Annotated in this window: 19 protein-coding genes and 1 pseudogene; 2 read left to right on the top strand and 18 right to left on the bottom strand. The window is 41.6% G+C overall.

Annotation, left to right across the window (positions count from 1 at the left end; all coding sequences use genetic code 11):
- Positions 1–937: 937 nt before the first annotated feature.
- The 6 genes from G9G57_RS22355 to G9G57_RS22330 all read right to left on the bottom strand — a co-directional run bounded on the left by G9G57_RS22355 (position 938) and on the right by G9G57_RS22330 (position 9,668).
- Positions 938–2,575: a glycoside hydrolase family 13 protein gene (locus tag G9G57_RS22355; protein ID WP_164965568.1), complete on the bottom strand. Its 1,638-nt coding sequence runs from the start codon at positions 2,573–2,575 to the stop codon at positions 938–940.
- Positions 2,576–2,639: 64 nt separating this feature from the next.
- The gene (locus G9G57_RS22350; RefSeq protein ID WP_016820867.1) at positions 2,640–3,533 is read right to left on the bottom strand and encodes a carbohydrate ABC transporter permease; all 894 of its coding nucleotides are present in this window, start codon (positions 3,531–3,533) and stop codon (positions 2,640–2,642) included.
- Positions 3,534–3,546: 13 nt separating this feature from the next.
- Entirely contained in the window at positions 3,547–4,461 is a 915-nt protein-coding gene (locus G9G57_RS22345; RefSeq protein WP_016820866.1) for an ABC transporter permease, read from the bottom strand.
- 63 nt (positions 4,462–4,524) lie between these two features.
- Positions 4,525–6,261 (bottom strand): sugar ABC transporter substrate-binding protein, encoded by a 1,737-nt coding sequence (locus G9G57_RS22340; protein WP_016820865.1) that lies wholly within the window; start codon positions 6,259–6,261, stop codon positions 4,525–4,527.
- Between the two features lie 276 nt (positions 6,262–6,537).
- Positions 6,538–7,959 (bottom strand): response regulator transcription factor, encoded by a 1,422-nt coding sequence (locus tag G9G57_RS22335; protein ID WP_164965567.1) that lies wholly within the window; start codon positions 7,957–7,959, stop codon positions 6,538–6,540.
- A gap of 2 nt (positions 7,960–7,961) precedes the next feature.
- Positions 7,962–9,668, bottom strand: coding sequence for a sensor histidine kinase (locus G9G57_RS22330; protein WP_045244559.1), 1,707 nt, complete (start codon positions 9,666–9,668; stop codon positions 7,962–7,964).
- Positions 9,669–10,419: 751 nt separating this feature from the next.
- On the opposite strand from G9G57_RS22330, the gene G9G57_RS22325 reads away from it, so the two are divergent.
- Positions 10,420–11,082 carry an ArsR/SmtB family transcription factor gene (locus G9G57_RS22325; protein ID WP_019687315.1) on the top strand — a complete coding sequence of 221 codons (663 nt, stop codon included), beginning with the start codon at positions 10,420–10,422 and terminating at the stop codon, positions 11,080–11,082.
- Positions 11,083–11,225: 143 nt separating this feature from the next.
- Here the strand turns inward: G9G57_RS22325 and G9G57_RS22320 are convergent, their stop codons facing one another.
- Both G9G57_RS22320 and G9G57_RS22315 read right to left on the bottom strand, forming a co-directional pair.
- Positions 11,226–11,714 carry an OsmC family protein gene (locus G9G57_RS22320; RefSeq protein WP_019687316.1) on the bottom strand — a complete coding sequence of 163 codons (489 nt, stop codon included), beginning with the start codon at positions 11,712–11,714 and terminating at the stop codon, positions 11,226–11,228.
- Between the two features lie 194 nt (positions 11,715–11,908).
- On the bottom strand, positions 11,909–12,196 hold the full coding sequence (locus tag G9G57_RS22315; RefSeq protein ID WP_019687317.1) for a hypothetical protein: 288 nt from the start codon (positions 12,194–12,196) through the stop codon (positions 11,909–11,911).
- 208 nt (positions 12,197–12,404) lie between these two features.
- Here G9G57_RS22315 and G9G57_RS22310 point away from each other — a divergent pair, with 208 nt between their 5' ends.
- Positions 12,405–13,373 carry a LacI family DNA-binding transcriptional regulator gene (locus tag G9G57_RS22310; protein WP_019687318.1) on the top strand — a complete coding sequence of 323 codons (969 nt, stop codon included), beginning with the start codon at positions 12,405–12,407 and terminating at the stop codon, positions 13,371–13,373.
- Between the two features lie 130 nt (positions 13,374–13,503).
- Here the strand turns inward: G9G57_RS22310 and G9G57_RS22305 are convergent, their stop codons facing one another.
- The 10 genes and pseudogenes from G9G57_RS22305 to G9G57_RS22270 form a co-directional block, all read right to left on the bottom strand.
- Positions 13,504–13,830, bottom strand: a complete 327-nt coding sequence (locus G9G57_RS22305) for a thioredoxin family protein (protein ID WP_019687319.1) — start codon at positions 13,828–13,830, stop codon at positions 13,504–13,506.
- 28 nt (positions 13,831–13,858) lie between these two features.
- Positions 13,859–14,512, bottom strand: coding sequence for an ArsR/SmtB family transcription factor (locus tag G9G57_RS22300; protein WP_019687320.1), 654 nt, complete (start codon positions 14,510–14,512; stop codon positions 13,859–13,861).
- A 90-nt stretch (positions 14,513–14,602) separates the two neighbouring features.
- A complete protein-coding gene (locus tag G9G57_RS22295; protein ID WP_019687321.1) occupies positions 14,603–15,709 on the bottom strand; it encodes a flavin monoamine oxidase family protein in 1,107 nt (368 codons plus the stop codon).
- A gap of 170 nt (positions 15,710–15,879) precedes the next feature.
- Complete coding sequence (gene trxA, locus G9G57_RS22290) at positions 15,880–16,197, bottom strand: thioredoxin (protein ID WP_019687322.1); 318 nt, start codon at positions 16,195–16,197, stop codon at positions 15,880–15,882.
- Positions 16,198–16,314: 117 nt separating this feature from the next.
- A complete protein-coding gene (locus G9G57_RS22285) occupies positions 16,315–16,890 on the bottom strand; it encodes a zinc-binding dehydrogenase (RefSeq protein ID WP_256620841.1) in 576 nt (191 codons plus the stop codon).
- A gap of 45 nt (positions 16,891–16,935) precedes the next feature.
- A pseudogene (locus G9G57_RS26465) lies at positions 16,936–17,151 on the bottom strand (alcohol dehydrogenase catalytic domain-containing protein); the annotation flags it as partial.
- 261 nt (positions 17,152–17,412) lie between these two features.
- The gene (locus G9G57_RS22280) at positions 17,413–18,942 is read right to left on the bottom strand and encodes a right-handed parallel beta-helix repeat-containing protein (RefSeq protein ID WP_019687324.1); all 1,530 of its coding nucleotides are present in this window, start codon (positions 18,940–18,942) and stop codon (positions 17,413–17,415) included.
- 372 nt (positions 18,943–19,314) lie between these two features.
- Positions 19,315–19,425 carry a DUF6254 family protein gene (locus G9G57_RS26075; protein WP_019687325.1) on the bottom strand — a complete coding sequence of 37 codons (111 nt, stop codon included), beginning with the start codon at positions 19,423–19,425 and terminating at the stop codon, positions 19,315–19,317.
- Positions 19,426–19,527: 102 nt separating this feature from the next.
- On the bottom strand, positions 19,528–20,187 hold the full coding sequence (locus G9G57_RS22275) for a nitroreductase family protein (RefSeq protein WP_016820849.1): 660 nt from the start codon (positions 20,185–20,187) through the stop codon (positions 19,528–19,530).
- A 270-nt stretch (positions 20,188–20,457) separates the two neighbouring features.
- The gene (locus tag G9G57_RS22270; protein WP_016820848.1) at positions 20,458–20,907 is read right to left on the bottom strand and encodes an RrF2 family transcriptional regulator; all 450 of its coding nucleotides are present in this window, start codon (positions 20,905–20,907) and stop codon (positions 20,458–20,460) included.
- Between the last annotated feature and the right edge of the window lie 75 nt (positions 20,908–20,982).

Below are 20,982 nucleotides of genomic sequence, written 5' to 3'. Positions count from 1 at the left end.
CTCTCCTAACCATTAATATAGAGAAAAAAGCGAACAATCATGATCATGCCTAGTCACCACTGAAGTAAGTCGTCGTGTACTTCTTCTCAAAACCGCTTGAGGATGTACCCAGCCTGATCGCACATTCCACCATCCTTTTCTATTTTTTTGGGGGCAAAAAAAGCATTGACAAATCAAAGTTCTAGATGTATTATTAAAATAGGGATAATAAAATTATTGGCATTTATATGATTTGTCAGTAGCGTTATCGATTATATCATAGCGTTTATTCGTGTTCAATTGTTTTATATAAAAAGAGATGATCCTTGAATTTATTAGGGTTATCTCTTTTTGTGTTCAGTTGAACCATCATGTTAGTTTAGTTAGTCATTCTTGATGATTTATCGTCCCGCTGCCTCTTAGATCTATTATTGGCTTGTTAGTGATGATGCTTCCTTCTTGGGAACTGTTTCATTTCCTCTATTGACATGGAAGTTATAAGTTCGTTCTCAATCTCTTGTGTCAATCCGCTTGTCTGTTGCACCATCTCATTCTCTATATCTGTTAAATAAATTCCTTATTAGACTGAGCCTAGAAATTGAAACAGCGACAATCAAGGACGAGAAAATAAAGTCCTAGACTGTCGCTGTTCCATATCTGTAAACAACCGATTTCCACTCACCCGCCGCTTCCAAGCACCAAGATGTTTCTTCCGGGTTGCTCTTTTTTGATTCAAGAGATACCCAATCTATTCACGTATGGTTCTCACCTGTGACAAAACTGTCGGATGCTATTAGCTAGTTATAATGGGTGAATTCTTGCGAATATGCAAATCCCGTTAATGAAAGGGCAATCACCACTAGCCGCTTAAACATAAATGGATATGATAACGCAAACTCAGTCACCACTTGCCCACCGATGGAATGTCCGACAATATACTTTTGTGGGATATTCATTTTCATTTATTGAGTGTATCGATAAGGTACATTCTCGCTTCATAAGGGCGCATTTCTACATCAGACATGTTATTTGGATAATTGGATATTAGCAGCTGTTTAGTCTCTGCCAGCTCTTTCTGAAGTGGGAGATCAGTTGTGTATTTTTGAAAATTACATACTACAAGTAGTTTAGCTCCTTTCAGCGTTCGAGTGTACGCGAATAAATCTTTATTCTCGGGATACATCAGCTCATAATCCCCATATATGATCACTTCATGATCTTTCCTTAATCGGATTAGTTTCCGATAATAATGGAATATGGACTCAGGGTTATTTAAACTTTCTTGTGCATGGATATCCTTATAATTCGGGTTTACTTTAATCCAAGGATTCCCTAATGTAAAACCAGCGTTGCCTGAAGCGTCCCACTGCATTGGTGTTCGAGCGTTATCACGACCCTTTGCAAAGATTGACTCCATAACATTGTCTTCGGGGTATCCTTTCTCAATTCTATCTTTATAGAAATTTAGTAACTCAATATCCCGATAGTCTTCAATTGGATATTGAACATTCGTCATCCCTAATTCTTCCCCCTGATAAATGTATGGTGTGCCTCGCATGCCATGAAGAAGGGTTGCCAACATTTTAGCCGATTCTATCCTGTATTCTCCGTCATCTCCCCAACGAGAAACGATTCGGGGTAAGTCGTGATTATTCCAAAACAAACTGTTCCAGGCATCCCCCTTCAGCTCTGTCTGCCATTTGGACAACACTTTTTTTAATTCTAGAAAATCTAGAGGCTTAAGATCCCACTTCCCTTTTCCCTCTTGTTCATCCAAACTAATATGTTCAAATTGAAATACCATTGAAAACTCACTGCCGTCCGGGTTGCTATACAATTTGGCGATCTCTGGCGTAGCGCCCCATGTTTCTCCAACCGTCAGCAGGTCTCCAGCTTTTTGAAACGTCTCCTTGCTGAGTTCCCTTATATACTTATGCAGATTTGGCCCGTTGCTGGTAATTTTCAAATCTGGTTCTTTTCCGATTAAGTCAATTACGTCAAGCCGAAAACCGCCTACACCCTTGCTTATCCACCAACTGATCATTTCGTAAATCTCTTGTCGGACTTTTGGGTTTTCCCAGTTGAGATCCGGCTGTTTTACAGAAAAAAGATGTAAATAATATTGTCCTATCTCGGGTACCCATTCCCAAGCTGAACCACCAAAGGTGGAACCCAAGTCGTTTGGTGGCATTCCTTCAACGCCATCTCTCCAGACATAATAGTCATGGTGCGGATTTTCTTTACTTTTTTTTGCTTCTTGAAACCAGGGATGCTCATCGGAAGTATGGTTCAATACCAAATCCATTATGATCCGAATGTCACGTTTCCCAGCTTCATGAATTAACATCTCCATATCATCCAAAGACCCGAACATCGGATCAATATCCCGATAGTCCGAAATATCATAACCATAATCATCCTGAGGGGATTTACAAACTGGTGATAGCCAAATTGCACCGACACCGAGTTGCTGCAAATATTCCAGACGGGAAACAATTCCTTTCAAATCGCCGATTCCATCACCATTACTATCTTGAAAGCTCCGTGGATATATCTGGTATACAACAATTTCTTTCCACCAATTTTTATTTTCCATTGTTCATTACAACCTTTCCAATAGACGAATAGTGTTTTTATCTTAATCAAGTCACATCATACAATTACTCTTTTACCGATCCTACAACAATTCCAGTCACAAAATATTTTTGAAGCAGCGGATAAATCAGCAGCAGCGGGATGACAGCGACTACGATTTTGGCCGCATTTAGATTTTTGTTTGAAATTTCAGTCAAGTTGCTGAGTTGTGCTGAGTTGGTCCCGGATTGAAGAAGTTCCGCAATATTCACGTTAAGGGACTGAATATAAGTCATTAGTGGATAATTGCTGACTTGAGTCATATAGATCAAACCGCTGAAGAAATCATTCCACGTTCCCACGATACTGAATAGTGCTACCGTCGCCAGCGCAGGGATGGACACGGGAACATACACTTTGAACAGGACCTGCAGCGGACTCGCCCCATCGATGAATGCTGCTTCTTCTAGGGCCTTAGGTACAGCAGAGAAGAAGTTCATGACAAGGATGACACTGAATATAGGGACAGCTCCTGGTAGAACAAGCGACCAAATTGTATTGAGCATATTGAGGTTTTTGATCAATAGATAACTTGGGATCATTCCACCGCTGAACAGCATGGCAAAAATCATGACGTTCATATAAATGTTTCTGCCCCTAAATTCTCTTTTCGACTTGGAGAGCGGGTATGCCATTAGAACAATAAGAATCATGTTGAGAAGAAGTGTGAGCACAACACGTAGAACAGATATGCCAAAGGAACGCCAGAACTGAGCATCATCGATAATTTTCGTATACGCTGCGGTTGTAAAATTGACCGGTACGAGACCTACAGCATTAGCTGACACGGCCTCACTGCTGCTAAATGAAATCGCAACGATATTCCATAATGGAAGAAGGCAAATCAATGCCAGCAAAATGACGATGGCATAGATGATTAACCCGCCAATTCGACCTTTTTGGTTTACAAAATAGGACACAGGCTTGACCTCCTTAAAATATTTTTCGGTCAGTGTATTTTTTGGCCAATTGGTTGGCGGACAATAGCAAAACAATACCGATCACTGACTTGAACAGACCAACAGCCGTACCAAAGCTATACTGTCGCCCGACAAGTCCAATCCGATATACATAAGTATCCAGAATATCTCCCGACTCATAGACAACGGGGTTATACAGATTATAAATTTGATCGAAGCCGGCACTCAAAATATTGGTCAGACTCATCACTCCCATGAGCAGGATAATAGGCAGCATGCCTGGCAACGTAATATGCCATACTTTTCTCCACCAGCTGGCTCCATCCATTCCTGCCGCTTCATACAGGCCCGGATCAATCGAAGTAATTGCAGCCAAATAGACGATGGAACTGTAGCCGAACTCCTTCCACACGTCTGTCCCAATAATCAGCGGCTGGAACCAGGTGTTGCTGCCGAGAAAATTAATATTCTGCAGACCGAAAAAAGCCAAAATTTGATTCACAATTCCATCCAAACTGAACATGTTAACAACCACGGACGCTAGAACTACCCAGGATAGAAAGTGTGGCAGATAAACAATGGTCTGTACGGATTTTTTAACGAATTTGATGCGGATCTCATTTAACAAAATGGAAAAAATGATAGCCATGATTGTTCCCAATAGAATCTTGGCAATGGCAATCACCAACGTATTACTAAAAACCTGTGCGATGTCCGGCAACTTAAACATATAAATAAAGTGCTTCAGCCCTACAAATTTGGAGCCTAACATTCCTTTGGCTGGTATATAATCCTGAAACGCCGTAATGACACCGACCATCGGAACATAGCTGAATACCAGCAAAAATAAAATACCCGGAAGCATCATCAGATGATATATGGCACCCGTACCGAACGGGCTCTTTGCTTTATCATTTCCCTGTTTCATGGATGGACCCCTTTCCTAAAAGCAGGGCTGCGTATCGCAGCCCTATAAACAGTTCAAGATTGTTTATTTTTTGGATGCAACCTCGTCTTTAATTTCCTGAATTACCTGATCACCGCCTTGCTTCTTCCAATTGCTAACGAATGTATCGAAGTAATTCAGAGGTTCAGCACCAGTCACAATTTTGATGAAAGATTCCTGCTCCATCTTGGTCAGATTAGCCCAGGTCTGTTTCATGCTTGGTGTAGTTCCAGAGTAAGCAGGTGTCATCCAAACGAATTTGTTTTCCCTTGTCAGTTTGTCAATAAGCCCCACTCCGTTGATACGCGAGTGATATTTCGACCAGGCTGTTACGTTATCCGTATCCATATCACTCAAGTAAGTTTGGATACTCTTAATATTGTTTTTTGATTCTGTTGTCCGGACCTGATCCAGACTAATCTCTCCTTTAATCCCGCGAACGATGTCAGAGTAGTCATCTAGTAACGAGGTCGCCGAGTTGACTTCAATATTAAACGGTCTGGTAGAACCGTCTACGCCGTTCTCTTGATACTTGGCAGCTTCTGGCATAGATGTTCCCACATTTTTATCATTTGCTAGTTTATCGTAGAAAAGGTTTACTATTTTAACAGCGAGTTCCGGGTGTTCGTATCCTTTTCTTACAACGATAAACTGATTAGCTGGATTGGCGTGTGCCACGTTTACCTTTCCATCTGCATCCTCCAAAGTGTAAGCCGTGAATTTCGCATTCTTATCCTTCTGCTTCACGTTGCCCAGACCCCAGTCGGGAATATGCCATGGTCCAAAAGCAATGCCGCATTGGCCGTTGGTGTACAGTGCCGTGATGTCATCAAATGTGCGTGTTCCAAATTGCGGATCGATGATGCCTTTCTTGAACCAATCTGCCATGACGCCTAGCATCTGCTTGGTTTCCTTTGTTGTCGAGCCATAAACAATGCTACCGTCTTTACCCTTCATCCAGTACTGAGGGAATGAACCCTTTGTTGAGGCAACTCCGAGCATGGTATAGGCAGAACCATTATAGTCAGTTGTATTCAGGGTGTTCACAAAGGGTATGCCTACCGGTTTCCCGGTTTGACCCGGATCTCTTTTCAAGAATTCCTCGGCCGTTTTCTCCACATCGTCCAGCTTGATGGCACCATCTCCGTCTGCGTCAAGATGGATTCCCAGTAGATCCAGCCAATCCTGACGAACCCAGACCATGGTTGGTGCGGAATCTAGGGAAGTAGCCGGAAGCCCCATTAAACGTCCATCTATCGTCGCATTGTCTAATGCACGGCCTTCATAAGAGTCGTAAATATTCTTGATATTATCCGTGGCATACTGTTTGTAAATTTCCGTCATATCTTCAATCAGATCATTATCAACCAGTTCTTTGAGTTCATCCTTGGAATCGACACGCATCATGTCAGGCAGTTCTCCAGAGGCGATGGCGAGAGAAACCTGACGGCTGTAATCTTCTCCGTTGGCTTCAAATTGGTCTTTAATCTGAGCGTTAAACGCTTTTTTGACCAGTCGAGTATACGCATTGTTCTCATACGAATCTCCAGCCGGCAGTTTTGGGTTGGCTGTAGTCACACGCCCCATCGTGACCGTTATTTCGTCTTTATAGGCACTGAATGGGTCTCCCGGTGTTACCTCATATTTCCCCGCTTCCTTCGCAGTGGGAGGGTTGGATGAACCCCCACAGGCTGCAAGGGTTGAAATCATCAGGGCAGATATCGACAGTACAGCCAGACGTCTCGTTAACAGTTTGCTTTTTATGGACCATTTAGTTCTCATCACATTTCTATTCCCCTTTGTTGTGAATATTTCTTAATCATTGTTGTTTACGCTTTCATTATAAAACTTGCTGAAGACAAATCGAGATAGGGATTTAACGTCTGTTTGGATAGAAAAATGTATGCGGTTTCATGTCGGACCATGAGGTCATAGTTAGCTTGTAATCATTTATCCTACCTATCGACATACATCTGTCTATCCAATCTTACTAATCAAAGTGAAGAACAAAAAACCGGCAGCTCCTGAAACAGAAATCTGTCGGCTTGATTAATGGAATTATAAAAGAGTACGCTTTTTATCCCCTCTGCCCAGCTGTCGATATTCACTTGGCAGCAGACCTGTCAATTCGCGAAAAATTCGGCTGAAATATTTTTCATCCGTATAACCCACTCGCTCCGCAATCCAGAAAATCGTGTTGTTTGTATTCAATAAATACTCTTTAGACTTCTCTACTCGTATAAAACGGGAGTATTCATTAAAGGTCTTCCCCATCAGATCCTTGAAGCATTGACTGAAATAGCTTCGGCTGATGTTCAGTTGCTGGGACAAACTTGAAGCAGTAAAAGCCTGGTCCAAATCATTTTGCATGATCATAATCGATTTTTTGACGGCGTCTACAATTTCCTGTGAATATGAAGTCTGTTCATCTGCCTTACGAATACCCACAGACGTCTGCTTGATCCAAGCTTCTACCTCGTACCAGGATAGAAAAGAATGAATCATTGAGATTCTACCCAGCTTAGTCTGGGCAAAAAGGTGATTCCATTCCATAACTATCGAGTATAGCAATCCCATCAGCTGGCTTTTATGCAGTCTTAGTGATTTAAACTGTTCAATCAGTTGGTTGTAGTAACTGTCGTTATGGGTCCATGGTGTTAGAAACCAACTTTGCTTAATTCGATCCATGTCTTCATCCTGCGGTTCTATTGGAAATGAGTCCTCCACATTCATCGAAACAGCAATGACAGGATTATAAGGGTCGTATGCATAGAATAAGGACGTTTCAGTATAATTCATAATCCAGTTTTGGATTTGCGACCACGTTCGCTCTTGTACATCGGACATAACCAGCAAGGCGCTTTGAGGAACTTGGTCTAGGTATTCCTTCAGCCTATGGAAAAGCTGTTCCTCTACGTCCATGGGTGCCGTCCACATCCAACTGTTCCGTTCAACCTCCCACCGGATCTCATCTCCATTGGATGTCGGTTCAATCGGCCAACTCTGTCCTAACTTGCGATCCAGTGAAATAAGTGCATACACATGGCGATAATGGACATTGGTCTCACTTAGCAGCGGCAACTTTCGTTTTTTATTCGCCAGCTCGTCAATCCGTGTATGTATTCGGTCCAGCACATGTTCGAATTGCTCCTTCTCGAGCTGAACCTTGGCTATATAGTCGATGGCTCCCAACCTTAGCGCTTCCTGGATATAATCGAAATCTTGATGCAGTGTTAATACGACAATATGTAGTTCTGGATAGAGCTGCCTTGCAGCTCGCATCAGTTCAATACCTGACATCACCGGCATCGCGAGATCCGTCAACATCAGATCGACCGGTTGGGATTTTAGAAAATCCAGTGCTTTCAACCCGTTACTTGCTTCTCCTACAACCTCCATATTGAACTCGTTCCACGGCATCGCGGAGCTTATTCCTTTTCGTACTAATTTATCGTCATCCACTATCAATACCTTAATCATCCTCAGACATCTTCTCCTTTGATCGGAAGTATGAGCAGTATACTTGTCCCTGTACCCAATTCACTTTCGATCACCAGTTGTGCTTGATCTCCGTACTGTGCCCTCAACATGCGGTGGACATAATTGAGTCCGATGCCCATCCCTACTTTTTTATGTTCAGTTATACGATTGTTCAGAAGTCTTTGAATCGCTTCCTCGGTCATGCCTGCTCCATTATCCTGTATTAAAATATTCAGCGTTTTGGCAAGTGTAACTTCAATTTGAATAAAACCTTCGTCACTCAGTCCATGATAAAGTGAATTTTCAACCAACGGTTGCAAAATAAAACGAGGCACAGGTATTTTAAGCACTTGATCATCCGCTGAAATACGTACGTCAAATTCAAAGTCATATCGAATTTGCTGCAGGATTAGATACTGTCTTAGCGCATCAATTTCCTCTTCCATCGTGGATACTTGCCCTAATTTACCCAAGTTGTAATACAACAGCTTGTTCAAGGATTGCACCAACTTGTCAATCTCCCCTTGTCCGTTCATGACGGCCAGCCAGTGTACAGTATCCAGTGTATTCATCAGAAAGTGAGGATTGATCTGATATAACAATTTTTCCACTTCCAAATCTGCACGAATCTTCTCTTTCTGCTGCACTTCCTTGAACAGGTCGCCGATTTGATGCTGCATATTTGAGAATTCCCCCAACAGAAAGTCAAACTCAGGAATTTGAGTGCGGGTCTGGCTGCCTGCCTTTTGTGGATTCTGAGACATTCCGTTAATTTCCGAATGGAAAAGACCGAGTGGTTTGTAGACCATCTTCCACAGAAGCCAAGCAAGGAATACGGTAAAGCCGAGAAAAAATAAAGCGACCAGTAATATTTGAAGCAACCACTGGTTTTTCTCCTGTTGATACTTAGCCTGCGAAATTACCGATATGACGCTCCAATTCTGAGCGGAGTCCTCCTTAAACCAATGGTAATCACGGGCTATTCCATCTTTTGCAGCACTTTTTGATAAGCTGGAGAAATTCTCCCCGACTTTCATCACTTCTGGAATTTCACTGTACACAATTTTGCCCTCACCATTCAGGATCAAATGCGATAAAGCTCCTTGGTATTGATTGTAACCCAGTATATCCTGTGTAAGACGAAAGCCGGATTCGACGTAAATATATACATCGTCCCTTTGAGGCAGCTGTACCTTTCGCATAGCAGATAAAACAAGCTGATCATCAAATCGGTTCATACTCATATGGGGACCATAGTACGCAATGCCATATGATTTGGTAAGCACAGGCAAAGACTCAGGAGAAAAACGATCTTTGATGGGAAAGTTAGCGAACTGTGTAGTGCCTTCTTTCTGGAAATAGTACAAGGTTAGACCTATATTCGGATTAGTAAACGTTACGACATTTAACTCATTCTTTAATTCATCTCTAGCCTCAACCAATTCAAATATATTGGAGGAAGGCTTCAAGACTTCATCCAGTTTTTTTCCTAATGTACCACTATATGATAATTGCTGAGTAACATGATTCAGGTTAGTAATTGAATTTTCCAGTGATGAAGTTACCTGCTGTAGATTGCTCCTAATTCCATCATTGATTTTATTCGCAAAAATGGAATCAATGGTATAATAAGAAATTGTAAATATACTGATAAAGGGAATAAACGCGCTGAGAAAAAACAATAAAAAGATTCTTTTTTTAAGTGTCATTTCGACCATTCTCCTTAGGTAAATAAAACAGCAAGCCCCTGATTATGGAGCTTGCTGTTTATTGAACAACAGCTCTATCGATTATCGTATTCCTGATAGGCAACAACCCATTAAAAAAACAGGTAACATCATCATCTGATTCAGACTGAGAAAAGTCAGGATTCTTCCCTCTCGGTGAGGTGAAGTCTGCTCATAATTATAGATTGATATTCCAATATGTCAAACGCTTACAAGGAATTTATTTTCCCTTCCTCTTTACATACATCGACTTGCCGTTTTTTAATTGCTGATTGTAGTCATTCCGTTCATCACGTACCCCAAAAAAGCGACATCGTTCAAAATTCTAACCAAGGTTTTTTCTTGTCTTTACGTGTTTTCTTCTGTTTCCGCTACCAAGCAAAGTCTTCAGCCAGTCCCAATGCCAACCACTTTTAACAGCACATCCACAAACCTCACCACTCTACCTGTTCACGTTTTGCGTCACAAACTCTTTGAATGGGTGAAACGCTGCGTCACTGTACATTTGTGTCCCATCCTCATATTATCCATTAGTTCAGAGGCCCTTGACTTCGTCTCTTCACATGTTAAAATTCTATTCATCAATTGATGTAGTGCCCTATTATGAGGAGAATGCTGGATTCAAAGGTTTTTTCAGTGTATAAATAAGTATTTTTGATTTGCCATATTGGTCAAAATATAAAGTGTAGAATCCTTAACATATATCACCAAGTTGAAATGAGGTTATAAATGAATGGAAGATATGCTAAAGTGCGCAAAGCTTTTCAAAGAAGATCTATATAAGCAACTGGCTAGAATAGGTAAATGTCTATCAAGTGACAAACGCCTTGAAATCTTGAATGTACTATCACAAAGTCCCAGAACAGTGGAGAAATTAGCAACATGTACGGATATGAATATAGCTAATGTTTCTCGTCATCTGCAGGTGTTACTGGACGCTAAGCTTGTTAAGTTTACAAAGAAAGGAACTTACGCCATATACTCGCTAGCAGACCCGGAGATCATTGACTTTCTCTCTTCACTGTGGAAGATTAGTGAGAAACAAATTCCTGATATCGGGAAAATGAAAGATGACTTCTTAAACAACTTGAATGACATTCATACCCTATCCATGGATGAAGTAAAGAAAAAACTAGATGAAAACTCCATTATCTTAGTTGACTTGCGTCCCAAAGAAGAGTTTGAAACAGGACATATTCAAGGAGCCATTTCAATGCCTATGGAAGACCTAGACGTATTAATGGGAGAGTTACCAGAGGAAGCTGAAGTGGTCGCTTATTGTAGAGGGCCATTTTGCGTTTATTCGGCACTTGCTACGCAAAAATTGCAAGTTGAGGGATTTAAGGCGTATCGTATGGAAGACGGATTGAATGAGTGGCAGGAACATTTTCACTAACAGTAACCAATCTAAGCATCAAATAAAAAAGACTTCGAAGCCCACATATTTGTGACTTTGAAGTCTTTTTGTGAATAATGCAAGCCTGCACATTATGCACTTCATTAGATTGAAAAATACGACTTAAAAATTGGTGCTTAAACTTACCATTCCAATCCGTGTTCTGCAATATAGCTACTAGTAAGATCCTCTCCAGAATCAATGGTTACTTTTCCTTGAGTTCCTACGGAGACGCCGGCCTTTATTAGTAATTGACCAATATGGCAATTTTCTTCTGCTTTTTGTATAAAATCTTCCGTCATGCTTACGTCTTCATGGGTTGCTCCTGGATTCAGAACAACATGCGGGCGGTGGGTAATACTTAACTGATCACCTTGAGTTATGTTACCTTCTGTATCCATAAAGAATCCAGTCACAGGAAGTTTATTTTTATCTAACATATATGCTAAGGTCATCGTGTAACAAGCCACCGCAGAAGAGATAAGAAGTTGTTGTGGTTCAGCCCCTTCACCACTTCCCCCTTTGGGGACTGGAATTGCAATTTGAGTTTGGAGATTGTCACTTTTAATGCGTCCATCGCCCTTAGCATCTTTGTACCAAACCGTATTCATGCTAATTATCTTTTCTGCCATATTAACATCCCCTTTTTGGTATTGTAAGTCCAAAACTTCGTTAAGATTAAGATCCTCAATCAATGCACATAATTCTACCAAAACTTATGGTTTGCTCTATTTAACGAAAGAAACCGACATTACAGCTGTGCTCTGTCGGTTTCTTTCCTGATTTTAAGCCTAATTGAAATAGTCAGAGTGTGCTAAATCAATTTCTAGAATGTGCTATAAATCCGGATTTCTGGCTCAGCTTGAAGCAGGTCTTTGAGTCCAACAACGACATCATTATTAAATAGATCACTTTCGAGATAAGCCTTGGCATCGGTTTCACTGTTAAAGCCATGCAAAACTTGAACATCCTCATCACGCACAAGCAATTCTTTAGAAACCGCACCGGGAATACCAGACAGGAAAGGCTCTTTATAAGTTGTATAAACCTTTGCAGCTGCCTCACGTTCTGGTGCATTAATTTTCAATGTAATTTGAAGATATGCTTTTGCCATTGAAATCAAACCTCCAATTAAATTTATGTATCGCTCGATTAAATTATCAATTAATCAATCGATCAATTGAATTATAATGGACAATTTTTCTAACGTCAAGGCTACAAATAACACATTCACATATTTGTAATATAAATTTATATTTTGTCTTATTAATTTTGTTTCTAGAATTAAAACATGCTATGCTGACACAAAGAGGTGGGTAGAGTTGGCCAATATTCAGGAAATTGCTGATTTAGCGGGGGTTTCCACAGCAACGGTATCACGCGTCATTAACAAACATCCCTACGTACGGGAATCCACTAGGCAAAAAGTGTTGAGAATTATGGAGGAACTTGATTATGTCCCAAATGCCAATGCGATCTCTCTAAAAAAGGGCGAGACCCGTTTGATTGGGATCATTGCTACTTCATTTAGTTCTATTATCGTAACCTTTGTTCAAGCGTTTATAGTTTTTGCTGAAAGGCATGGATTTAATATCTCGCTGTTTATCACGAATGAAGATCCAGAGAAAGAACTTGTTGCTCTAGAAATGCTTAAACGGAAACAATTGGATGCTATTTTATGTCTAATTAGGAGTAATAGTTGGGATATCATCGAATCGTATGCACAGTATGGTCCTATTGTGACCTGGCAGCGTGTTCTTAATGAGAAGCTTCCCTCCGTGTTTATGGAACAATATCAAATTTATTTCAATGGACTGGAGTATCTTTACTCCAAAGGGTATCGTAAGATACTTAGTGTTTATCCAATGACGGAAGGTTTGAATACAAGAGAACGTATCCGTGCTCATAGAGATTTTGTGCAAAAGCATCAGCTTAACGCGAATCAGTTCCCTCACATTGAAGAAAAATTATCTGTTCCGGATGGAGAAGAACTTGCAGATTGGTGGATTTCGCAAAAAGATCGACCAGATGCTATATTTTGTGCGAATGATGAAGTAGCTGCAGGTCTGGCAAAAGCATTACGTACCTCAGGTTTTTCGATCCCTGGAGATCTAGGTATTATGGGGTTCAATAATTCCGTACCCGCTCAGTTGTTGGATCTAACAACGATCAACTATCCTGTTGGCTTACAGGCTGAGAATGCCTTTATTATTATTCGTAATAAGCTTAACCAGACGGAGAACGCACTAAATTCATTAGAGTTTACTTTGGTGGAACGAAAATCAACATAAAAGAACACATAACGCATGTTTTTCAGTGGAATCACAACAAAAACTGGTCATTACTTGAAATGCACCTTCAATAAAACGCCTAAAAAAGGACATAATACTGAAGGTGCATCGTTTGTTTTTCATCGAAAAATTAAACTTCATCGGACAATAACTGTAATTGTTTTTTTAGTTGTTCAAATTGAACAAAACGCCCTTCGCGTAGATATTCTCTCCCATCAAGAAAAATCAAGATTGTCGGTACAGAAAAAATCAAAAATCTTCCTGTGATTTCCTCCACTTGACTAGCATTAACACGAGCAAGAGCCAATTTAGGATATAGTTTAAGCATTGTTTTGAGCTTGGGGTAAATGGCATGGCATACGTTACAATCTTCTTGGGATACGTATAACATACTCAAAGGATTAATTTCGATAAAGGAATCTATTTCTTCTATTGATGTCAGTTCCACTACACTCATAATAAAACTGCTCCTCTCTTAAAGATACTTATGACTCCTCACACACATTCCAATCATGAACTCCTTCTTCAATTCGATAAGCCATATACCCTTGCTTCAGCATATAATCAACCGCTTGAGATGCCAGCGAACAGTATGGGCCTCTACAATATGCGGCAAGTTCTATAGTACTTTTATCAACTGTCTTCAGGTAGTTCTCAAGTTGGTCTAATGGTATTGAAATGGCATCTGGAATATGAGAAGCATCATATTCATCTGTGGGACGAATATCTAGAAGAATAACAGTCTTTTTTTTCATTTTTTCTAACAAATCATGTTTGGTGATGGTTTGAACCTCTGGATATTGTAATTCCAACTCAGTTTTAATCTGCTTTATATCAGATAGTCGATCTTCACATATTCTCCGCAAAGAAGATAGAAATTCAATTACTAAAGGGTCACCGATACTGTATATGACGTATGTCCCTTTTTTGCAGCACTTGACCAATTTAGCATCCAGTAAGATTTGTAGATGACGAGAAACATTTGCAACGTTCATACCCGTTTGTGTTGCTAAACCTTCAACTGATTTTGGACCATTGGACAAAATGTCCATGATCTCTAAGCGCTTGTCACTCGATAAACATTTCCCGATTCGAGAAAATTGTTGATATAATCGATCTTTGATATCTATTTCTTTCATTTTGAAGCCCCCAAACTTTATCTGAAACACTTCATATTCAATAGCATGTTAAGTTAGCGAAGCATGACCGTTTTTTTACAACTATCTGTACTATGCTTCATCATATCGTTCTAAAAATCTTGCTACGATTCGATCAGCTGATTGAATCGCCCCTTCCAAATGTCCTCCCTGTTGATCAGCCGTCTCAGTGCCCGTAAAAAATATGCCCTCTCCCCAAGGATCTCCGTAAACAGGGCCATAATTTGGATAGTCACGAAGTGGTTCAGCGTCTTCCTCAACAGCTGTATCGGTGTCGCTTGACCAATCTTTAAATAGTAATGTATTTACTTTCTCGGCAGCAGGCCCATAAAGTCTAGCCAATTGTTCCAACACAAGCTGCATGAGTTTATCTTCGCCCAAAATCTTCCGCTTTTTTGCCTGTAAACCAAAAAAGCCAAATAGCGCACCTGTTCCTGTACCTGGTGAAGCATCATGAATTTCTTGTAAAGGGCCCACCCAACTTGATGCAAAACCGGAGAGCCCAGCTTCACGCCAAAATGGTCGGTCGTAAATGGCAATCACTTTAGCTTGACCAGCCATCCATGTTGGTTTATCAATTAAAAAAGACTTCAGTTCATAAGGAAGTTCTGGCTCGAATTTAATATTTTTTTCAATCAGCCGTGGTGGAATAGCGATAATAACTGCAGTTGTGTAAAATTGTTTTCCATTGGCTTCTAAGGAGATTGTACCGTCTTCTTCTTGATGAATCGAAGTTACACATGTATTGAGCTGGATTGCTCCTGACGGCAAAGTAGCACTAAGCGCCTCAATCAGAGACTGCACCCCACCAACAAATCTTAGCGAGGGCTCCATTGCCCCCTCTGGCAAAAGATGCTGTTGTGGTGTTTCATGTTGGGAGCGTTCTAGGAGCATTCGTCCTTCGTTAAATTGATTAAAAGTCTCCAAACCCAGTTCTTTCGTGAGCTGAGTAATAATTTTCTCAGAGCGTGGCCAGAACCATGTGGGTCCAAGATCGAATTTTCCGAGTTTAGGATTGTCTAAAACCTCTAAAGTCAAAACTCTACCACCAATACGATCTCTCGATTCTAAAACAATGCATTCTATACCGTGAGCGGTGAGTAACGATGCTGCGCGAAGTCCACTCAAACCTGCACCAACGATGATTACCGGAGCATTTTTTTTAACTTGGTTTCTCATTGTTTCTCTCCTTCTCCATGTTTCAGCAGGGAGTCACATATGTTAAAAGATTATCTTCTTTATATGATGATATTGAGTCACTCTCAAATTGTATCCGCTACGTTGAAAGGGGCGCTCTAAGAGCAAAAAATCGACAACATTATTTCATTATAATGTTGTCGATTTTCATATCAATTAGCCAATTTAAGAATTTTGTCCTTAAGAACATTTTTTTGATTCACACCAACCATGGTATCAACGAGCTTACCATCTTTAAACAGCAACAAAGTTGGAATACTTCGAATGCCAAATTGTGAAGCTAATTCGGTTTCTTCGTCGACATTAACTTTTGCCAACGTCGCCTGTCCTTTCAGTTCATCAGCTAATTCTTCCACAATAGGAAGCTGAATTTTACAAGGTCCACACCATGGAGCCCAAAAGTCTACCAAGGTCACACCGGATTGGATTTGATTTGAAAACGTATTTTTTGTCAATGTAGTTGCTCCCATTAGAAATACCTCCAATAAATATAATTTTCATCAATCATATATTATTCAATTGATTGATTGAATTATAAAACTGAAGTTCTATATCTGTCAAGAATGAAGAGATTTGCGAAGGATTTATCATTTGGTCATGCTCAACACGGCACGGAATCGTGTCTTAGCCGACATCATTTTTTCATATGCTTCACTAGCTTGTTCCAACGGGAAAACTTCGATCATAGGTCGTACATCGGTCAGTACACTAAATCGAACTGCCGCATCAATTTCCTTCGATTGTCCTGTAAACGAACCCCGAACAGTATGGGGTCCCTTCAGAAAGTCCATGGCAGACAGTTCTAAACGTTCACCAGAACCGGCTACAATAATGAGCTCTCCATCTTTTCCTAACCCATCAATTAATGTGGAAATGACTTTTGCATTTGGTGCTGTAGCAAGAATAACTTTTGCTCCCCCTAGCGCTTGTAAAGCTTTAGCAGGATCTTCTTTTTCGGAATCAATATAACAATGTGCCCCAAGTTCCCGAGCAAGCTTCTCTTTATCACTACCACGAGATACTGCTATGGTCTGATACCCAGCTTTTTTTGCGTATTGTACAGCCAAATGACCAAGTCCACCAATTCCGGAAATCGCAACGAGGTCCCCTGGTCGGGCTGAGCTATTTCGCAGTGCACTAAATGTAGTTTCTCCTGCGCACATCAAAGGAGCTGCTTCTTCAGAAGACACTTCATTAGGTATGTGGGTCAGACTATCTTCAAATGCTACCATGTATTCAGCATAGCCTCCATCCATAGTCAGGCCGGTAACATGATCATGTCCTCCATGCCATCCAATACCTACTCGTTGTCCGATTTCCCATCTGGTAGATCCAGATCCTAACTCCGTCACGATTCCGATCACTTCATGGCCTGGTATCCGCGGATATTCTGGGGAAGCACCACCAATGGCCATGGAATCACCATTACATAGTGTATGCTCAAGTAGGCAAAGCCAACCGAGTTAACATCCAGGACGAATGCCTCTCCATAGCAACAAGTGCTCGGTGATCATAAAGTGACATTTCAATTAATCAATAATGATTCTCATTATCAATTATAGTGTATCAAGAACTACAAAATTACAAATACACAAATTATGAATGTTATATGTATAAAGACAAAAGCCCTCGAACCTAGAGGGCTTTTGGGATAAATCAGCTATTCATTTGAGTCTAGTTTTGTTTCACTCATCTGCACCAATATTCACGGCCTTCCCTTTCATGCGGGGCTCCCCGTCGATATCCTCGGTTCCGATGATGGTGTTATCCGTTGATCCTGAATCGATCGCTGGTGACGAGGGCTGCAAATGGAAGTCGCCATTCGTGGCATTCACGAATTTAGGATCGACAAACAGAGAATGCGCATCGTTACCCGTTCCCGATTTGTACGTGGCGAATCCCGTATATTCTTTATCTTTCCAGGTCCAGTTGGCTCCCGAACTGCCACCAGGTGCAAAATATAAATTATAATCAACAACATTGCCGGAATTTTGGGTATATCCATTGTAGATCAACACATCAGTCGAACTCGCTACGAAAATATTGTTCTTAATCACGTTGTTTCGTGTATCATACTGAACTAAAAGCTGGCCGCTTCCATCGTCCAATGTATCGTTCTTGTACAGCGTATTGTTCACGATCTTGCTGTTTACCGTTGAGCCACGCTCGTCATCATAGCCGCCCATAGCGATGCCGGTCAATCGGTTGTTATATATCACGTTACTGCGGACCGTAATATTGCTGGTGGCTTTGCCGGCATGCTCGGAGGCTATTTCGACACCGATGTCATTGTTATAGCTGTAGTTCTGCTCAACAATGTTGTCCTTGCCCCCATCTACATAAATGCCGCCGGCCGAGTTGTCATCGCTCTTGTAGGATGGGTTATTTCGAACCGAATTATTGTACACTCGGTTGCCCTTTACCAACCCGTTCCGCACTTGATCGTAAGCAGTATTCGGTGCGGTTCCTTCAAAGCCGATCAGATCGATTCCTATGTTGTCGTTATCGTGAATGAGGTTGCTGGTCACTGCAAAGCCGTCCACATTACCGTTTAAAACAAGCGATTCGCTAGAGCCGAGCACGAGATTGTATAGTTCATTGCCGCTGATTGTAAGGTTATGAATCGATGCAGGAGCTTTCGTGCCATAAACAGCGATGCCGTGAGCGTCCCGTCCCAGCCGGTCCTTTCCGGTTGGGGTGGCCGTGTTTTTGATGTCGTGGATTTTATTATCGGACAGATTGATGAAGTTCCCTGCACCGTAAACGTAAATGCCTGTAGGCACTGCGTTCTTGGAAGCTGTGGTAAAATTGCGGATTTCAAACCCCTGGATGGTAACGTAATCGACATTGACCAATTCGATTAACCCCTCGTTCCCGCTGACCGATAGACCTGTTCCGTCAACAATGGCGGTTTCGTTGCCATAGCTTGCGAACACGATGGGGCCTTGCGAGGCGGAGCCAGAGCGGGTGATTTTCAGTTTCTCCTTGTAAACACCGCCTCGGACATAGACCTTGCTGCCTGGAGAGACTGTGTCAGCCGCATGCTGGAGCGTTTTCCACGGCGCGTCGCTTGTTCCCGCGTTGGAATCGCTACCAATTGTCGACACATAATATTCGGTACCAGCGGCAGAGGCGGCAGGAGTCTGTAGATTACCGATTGCAAGGCCCAACCCCAAGCTTAAACCTACAAGCAAAAATTTACCGAGTTTCTTCAAGAATTTTCAACTCCCATCCTAATTTAGCTTTCGTCAAATTAACGTTATCATCAATTTACGGCTTCTTGCAAGCGAAGAACGTCCTCTACCGTACGTCGGCAAGCTTTCCGTAAAAGGGCCGACAGTATCCCACACGCATTGGTGAATTGCAGTAATTTTTCGCTTTGACAAAGAAAACCTAATAAAAACACCCCTGAAAATATTATGTATATTTTCAGGGGTGAATAGCTAACTCAATGCCTCCAATAACACTGACCACTGAAATAAAACATATTGGATGCCGCCTGTATGAAGGGCCTTTATGATCACACACCATGAGAAGACTGCCGATAAATTTCATCGACAGCCCTTCTTTTCCAAGTAGTATACTCCTCACTCCTGTTCGCTGGACAATTCCTTTAGCGATTTGATTTTACCATGGGGATGCTGTTCTTGCTTTCGTGACTTCCATGCAGCTTCTTTCCTTCTCTTCTGGTGAGCCATAACAGATATCCTCCTTTGGAAATTGTGAATGTATACTACTTCCTTAAGTTGTCATTTCTCGTCTCTATTCATTCATAAAATTAAATTCGTTGGGTTTTGTTTTTAGTTAGCGGGCATCTCGTTAAAGAATGTGATGTCGTCTATCGGCAGCCGAGTTGTCTGATGACCCGGTTGTGCCGCTTTACCGAGTGCAATCAGCATGATTGGAATGTAGCGGTCTCTAATACCGAACGCTTGCTTAAGCTCGGCCGCATTATAGCCACCCATCGCGACCGTATCGTAGCCGTGAGCACGTGCAACCAGCATGAGCTGCTGGGATACAATACCACCATCGATATGAATGACTTTGTGAAGGCTTTCCTCTGGTAACGAAGCATACGTATGAATCGACCTTTCTACGAACGATTTAGCGGTATCTTCCGCTATATAGCCATGTTTTACTGCTTCGCCGAAAACTTCATCGAGCTTCTTATATCCTTCCGTATCACCAAGCACAACGATCACCGCTGCAGCCTCAGTAACCTGGGATTGATTATAGGCGATTGGCTGCAGTTTTGCTTTCAATTCCTCTGTTTCAATAACCAAGAAGCGCCAGGGCTGAACATTACTCGAAGAAGGTGCAAGCGACGCTTCTTTCAGAATATCCTTAATTTCCTCGTGAGATAGACGAACCGATTTGTCGTAATGACGCACAGAGCGGCGCTCGCGGATGACATCGGCGAACAAGGCGGAGCTCTGGCCAGTATGAGTTGAAGTTGACATTATGAATCCTCCTTTTAAATAAATACTGTTTTTTATTCAGCACAGTTAAATTCAGACTTTGCGGCTAGTCAGAGCTTGAATTCCATCTAAAACGAAGTACCTTGAAAAATCCAAAATATTTCCGCTTCTGCGCACAGATATAACTGTGCTCATTATCACACAGATAACCTTAAAAATTAACGCTGCGCGCGGCTTGCATTTAACTGTGGTTTATATTGCACAGTATAAAATCTAAGCAAGCCGCTGTCAACCGTCTTTTTCCAGGTCCATCTAAAGCTTGGCTTCCAGTTGGTTGGCGAGATCTGCAATCGTGTACTTGCTTAATACTCCGCGTATGCTGTCGTCCATTTCTTGAGTAATATCCTCAAGCGTAGATTTCATACATTTACCGAGCGGATGCGTGCCAGCTGTCTCGGTAATACCGAAGGAAAGCCTGCTGCCTGAACGAAATACATCGTATACATCAACCAGTTGTATAGATTCTGCCGGTTTCCTAAGGTGGTACCCGCCGTCACGGCCTTCCCGGGTCCCGATAAACCCTTCCTTTGCGAGAACGGAAAGTATGCGGCGCAGCAAAGAAGGTTCCGACTGAAGATATTTGGCGAGTTCAATACTTGGACAAGCTATGCTTTTGTCTTCCTGCGACAATATAACAAGCGCTTGAACAGCCAGTCCAAACCACTTTGGGTGCTGAGTCGGCGTACAATACTCCTGCTTCAACCTTTACTCTCTCCTTCCAGCTTACTCATAAGTAGCATGAGTAAATTCTACCGAATTCCCTAATATGCTGCAATA

It is taken from the genome of Paenibacillus sp. EKM211P (genome assembly GCF_011066175.1).
Lineage (GTDB): Bacteria > Bacillota > Bacilli > Paenibacillales > Paenibacillaceae > Paenibacillus > Paenibacillus polymyxa.
This window is presented reverse-complemented; position numbering and strand designations above follow the sequence as displayed.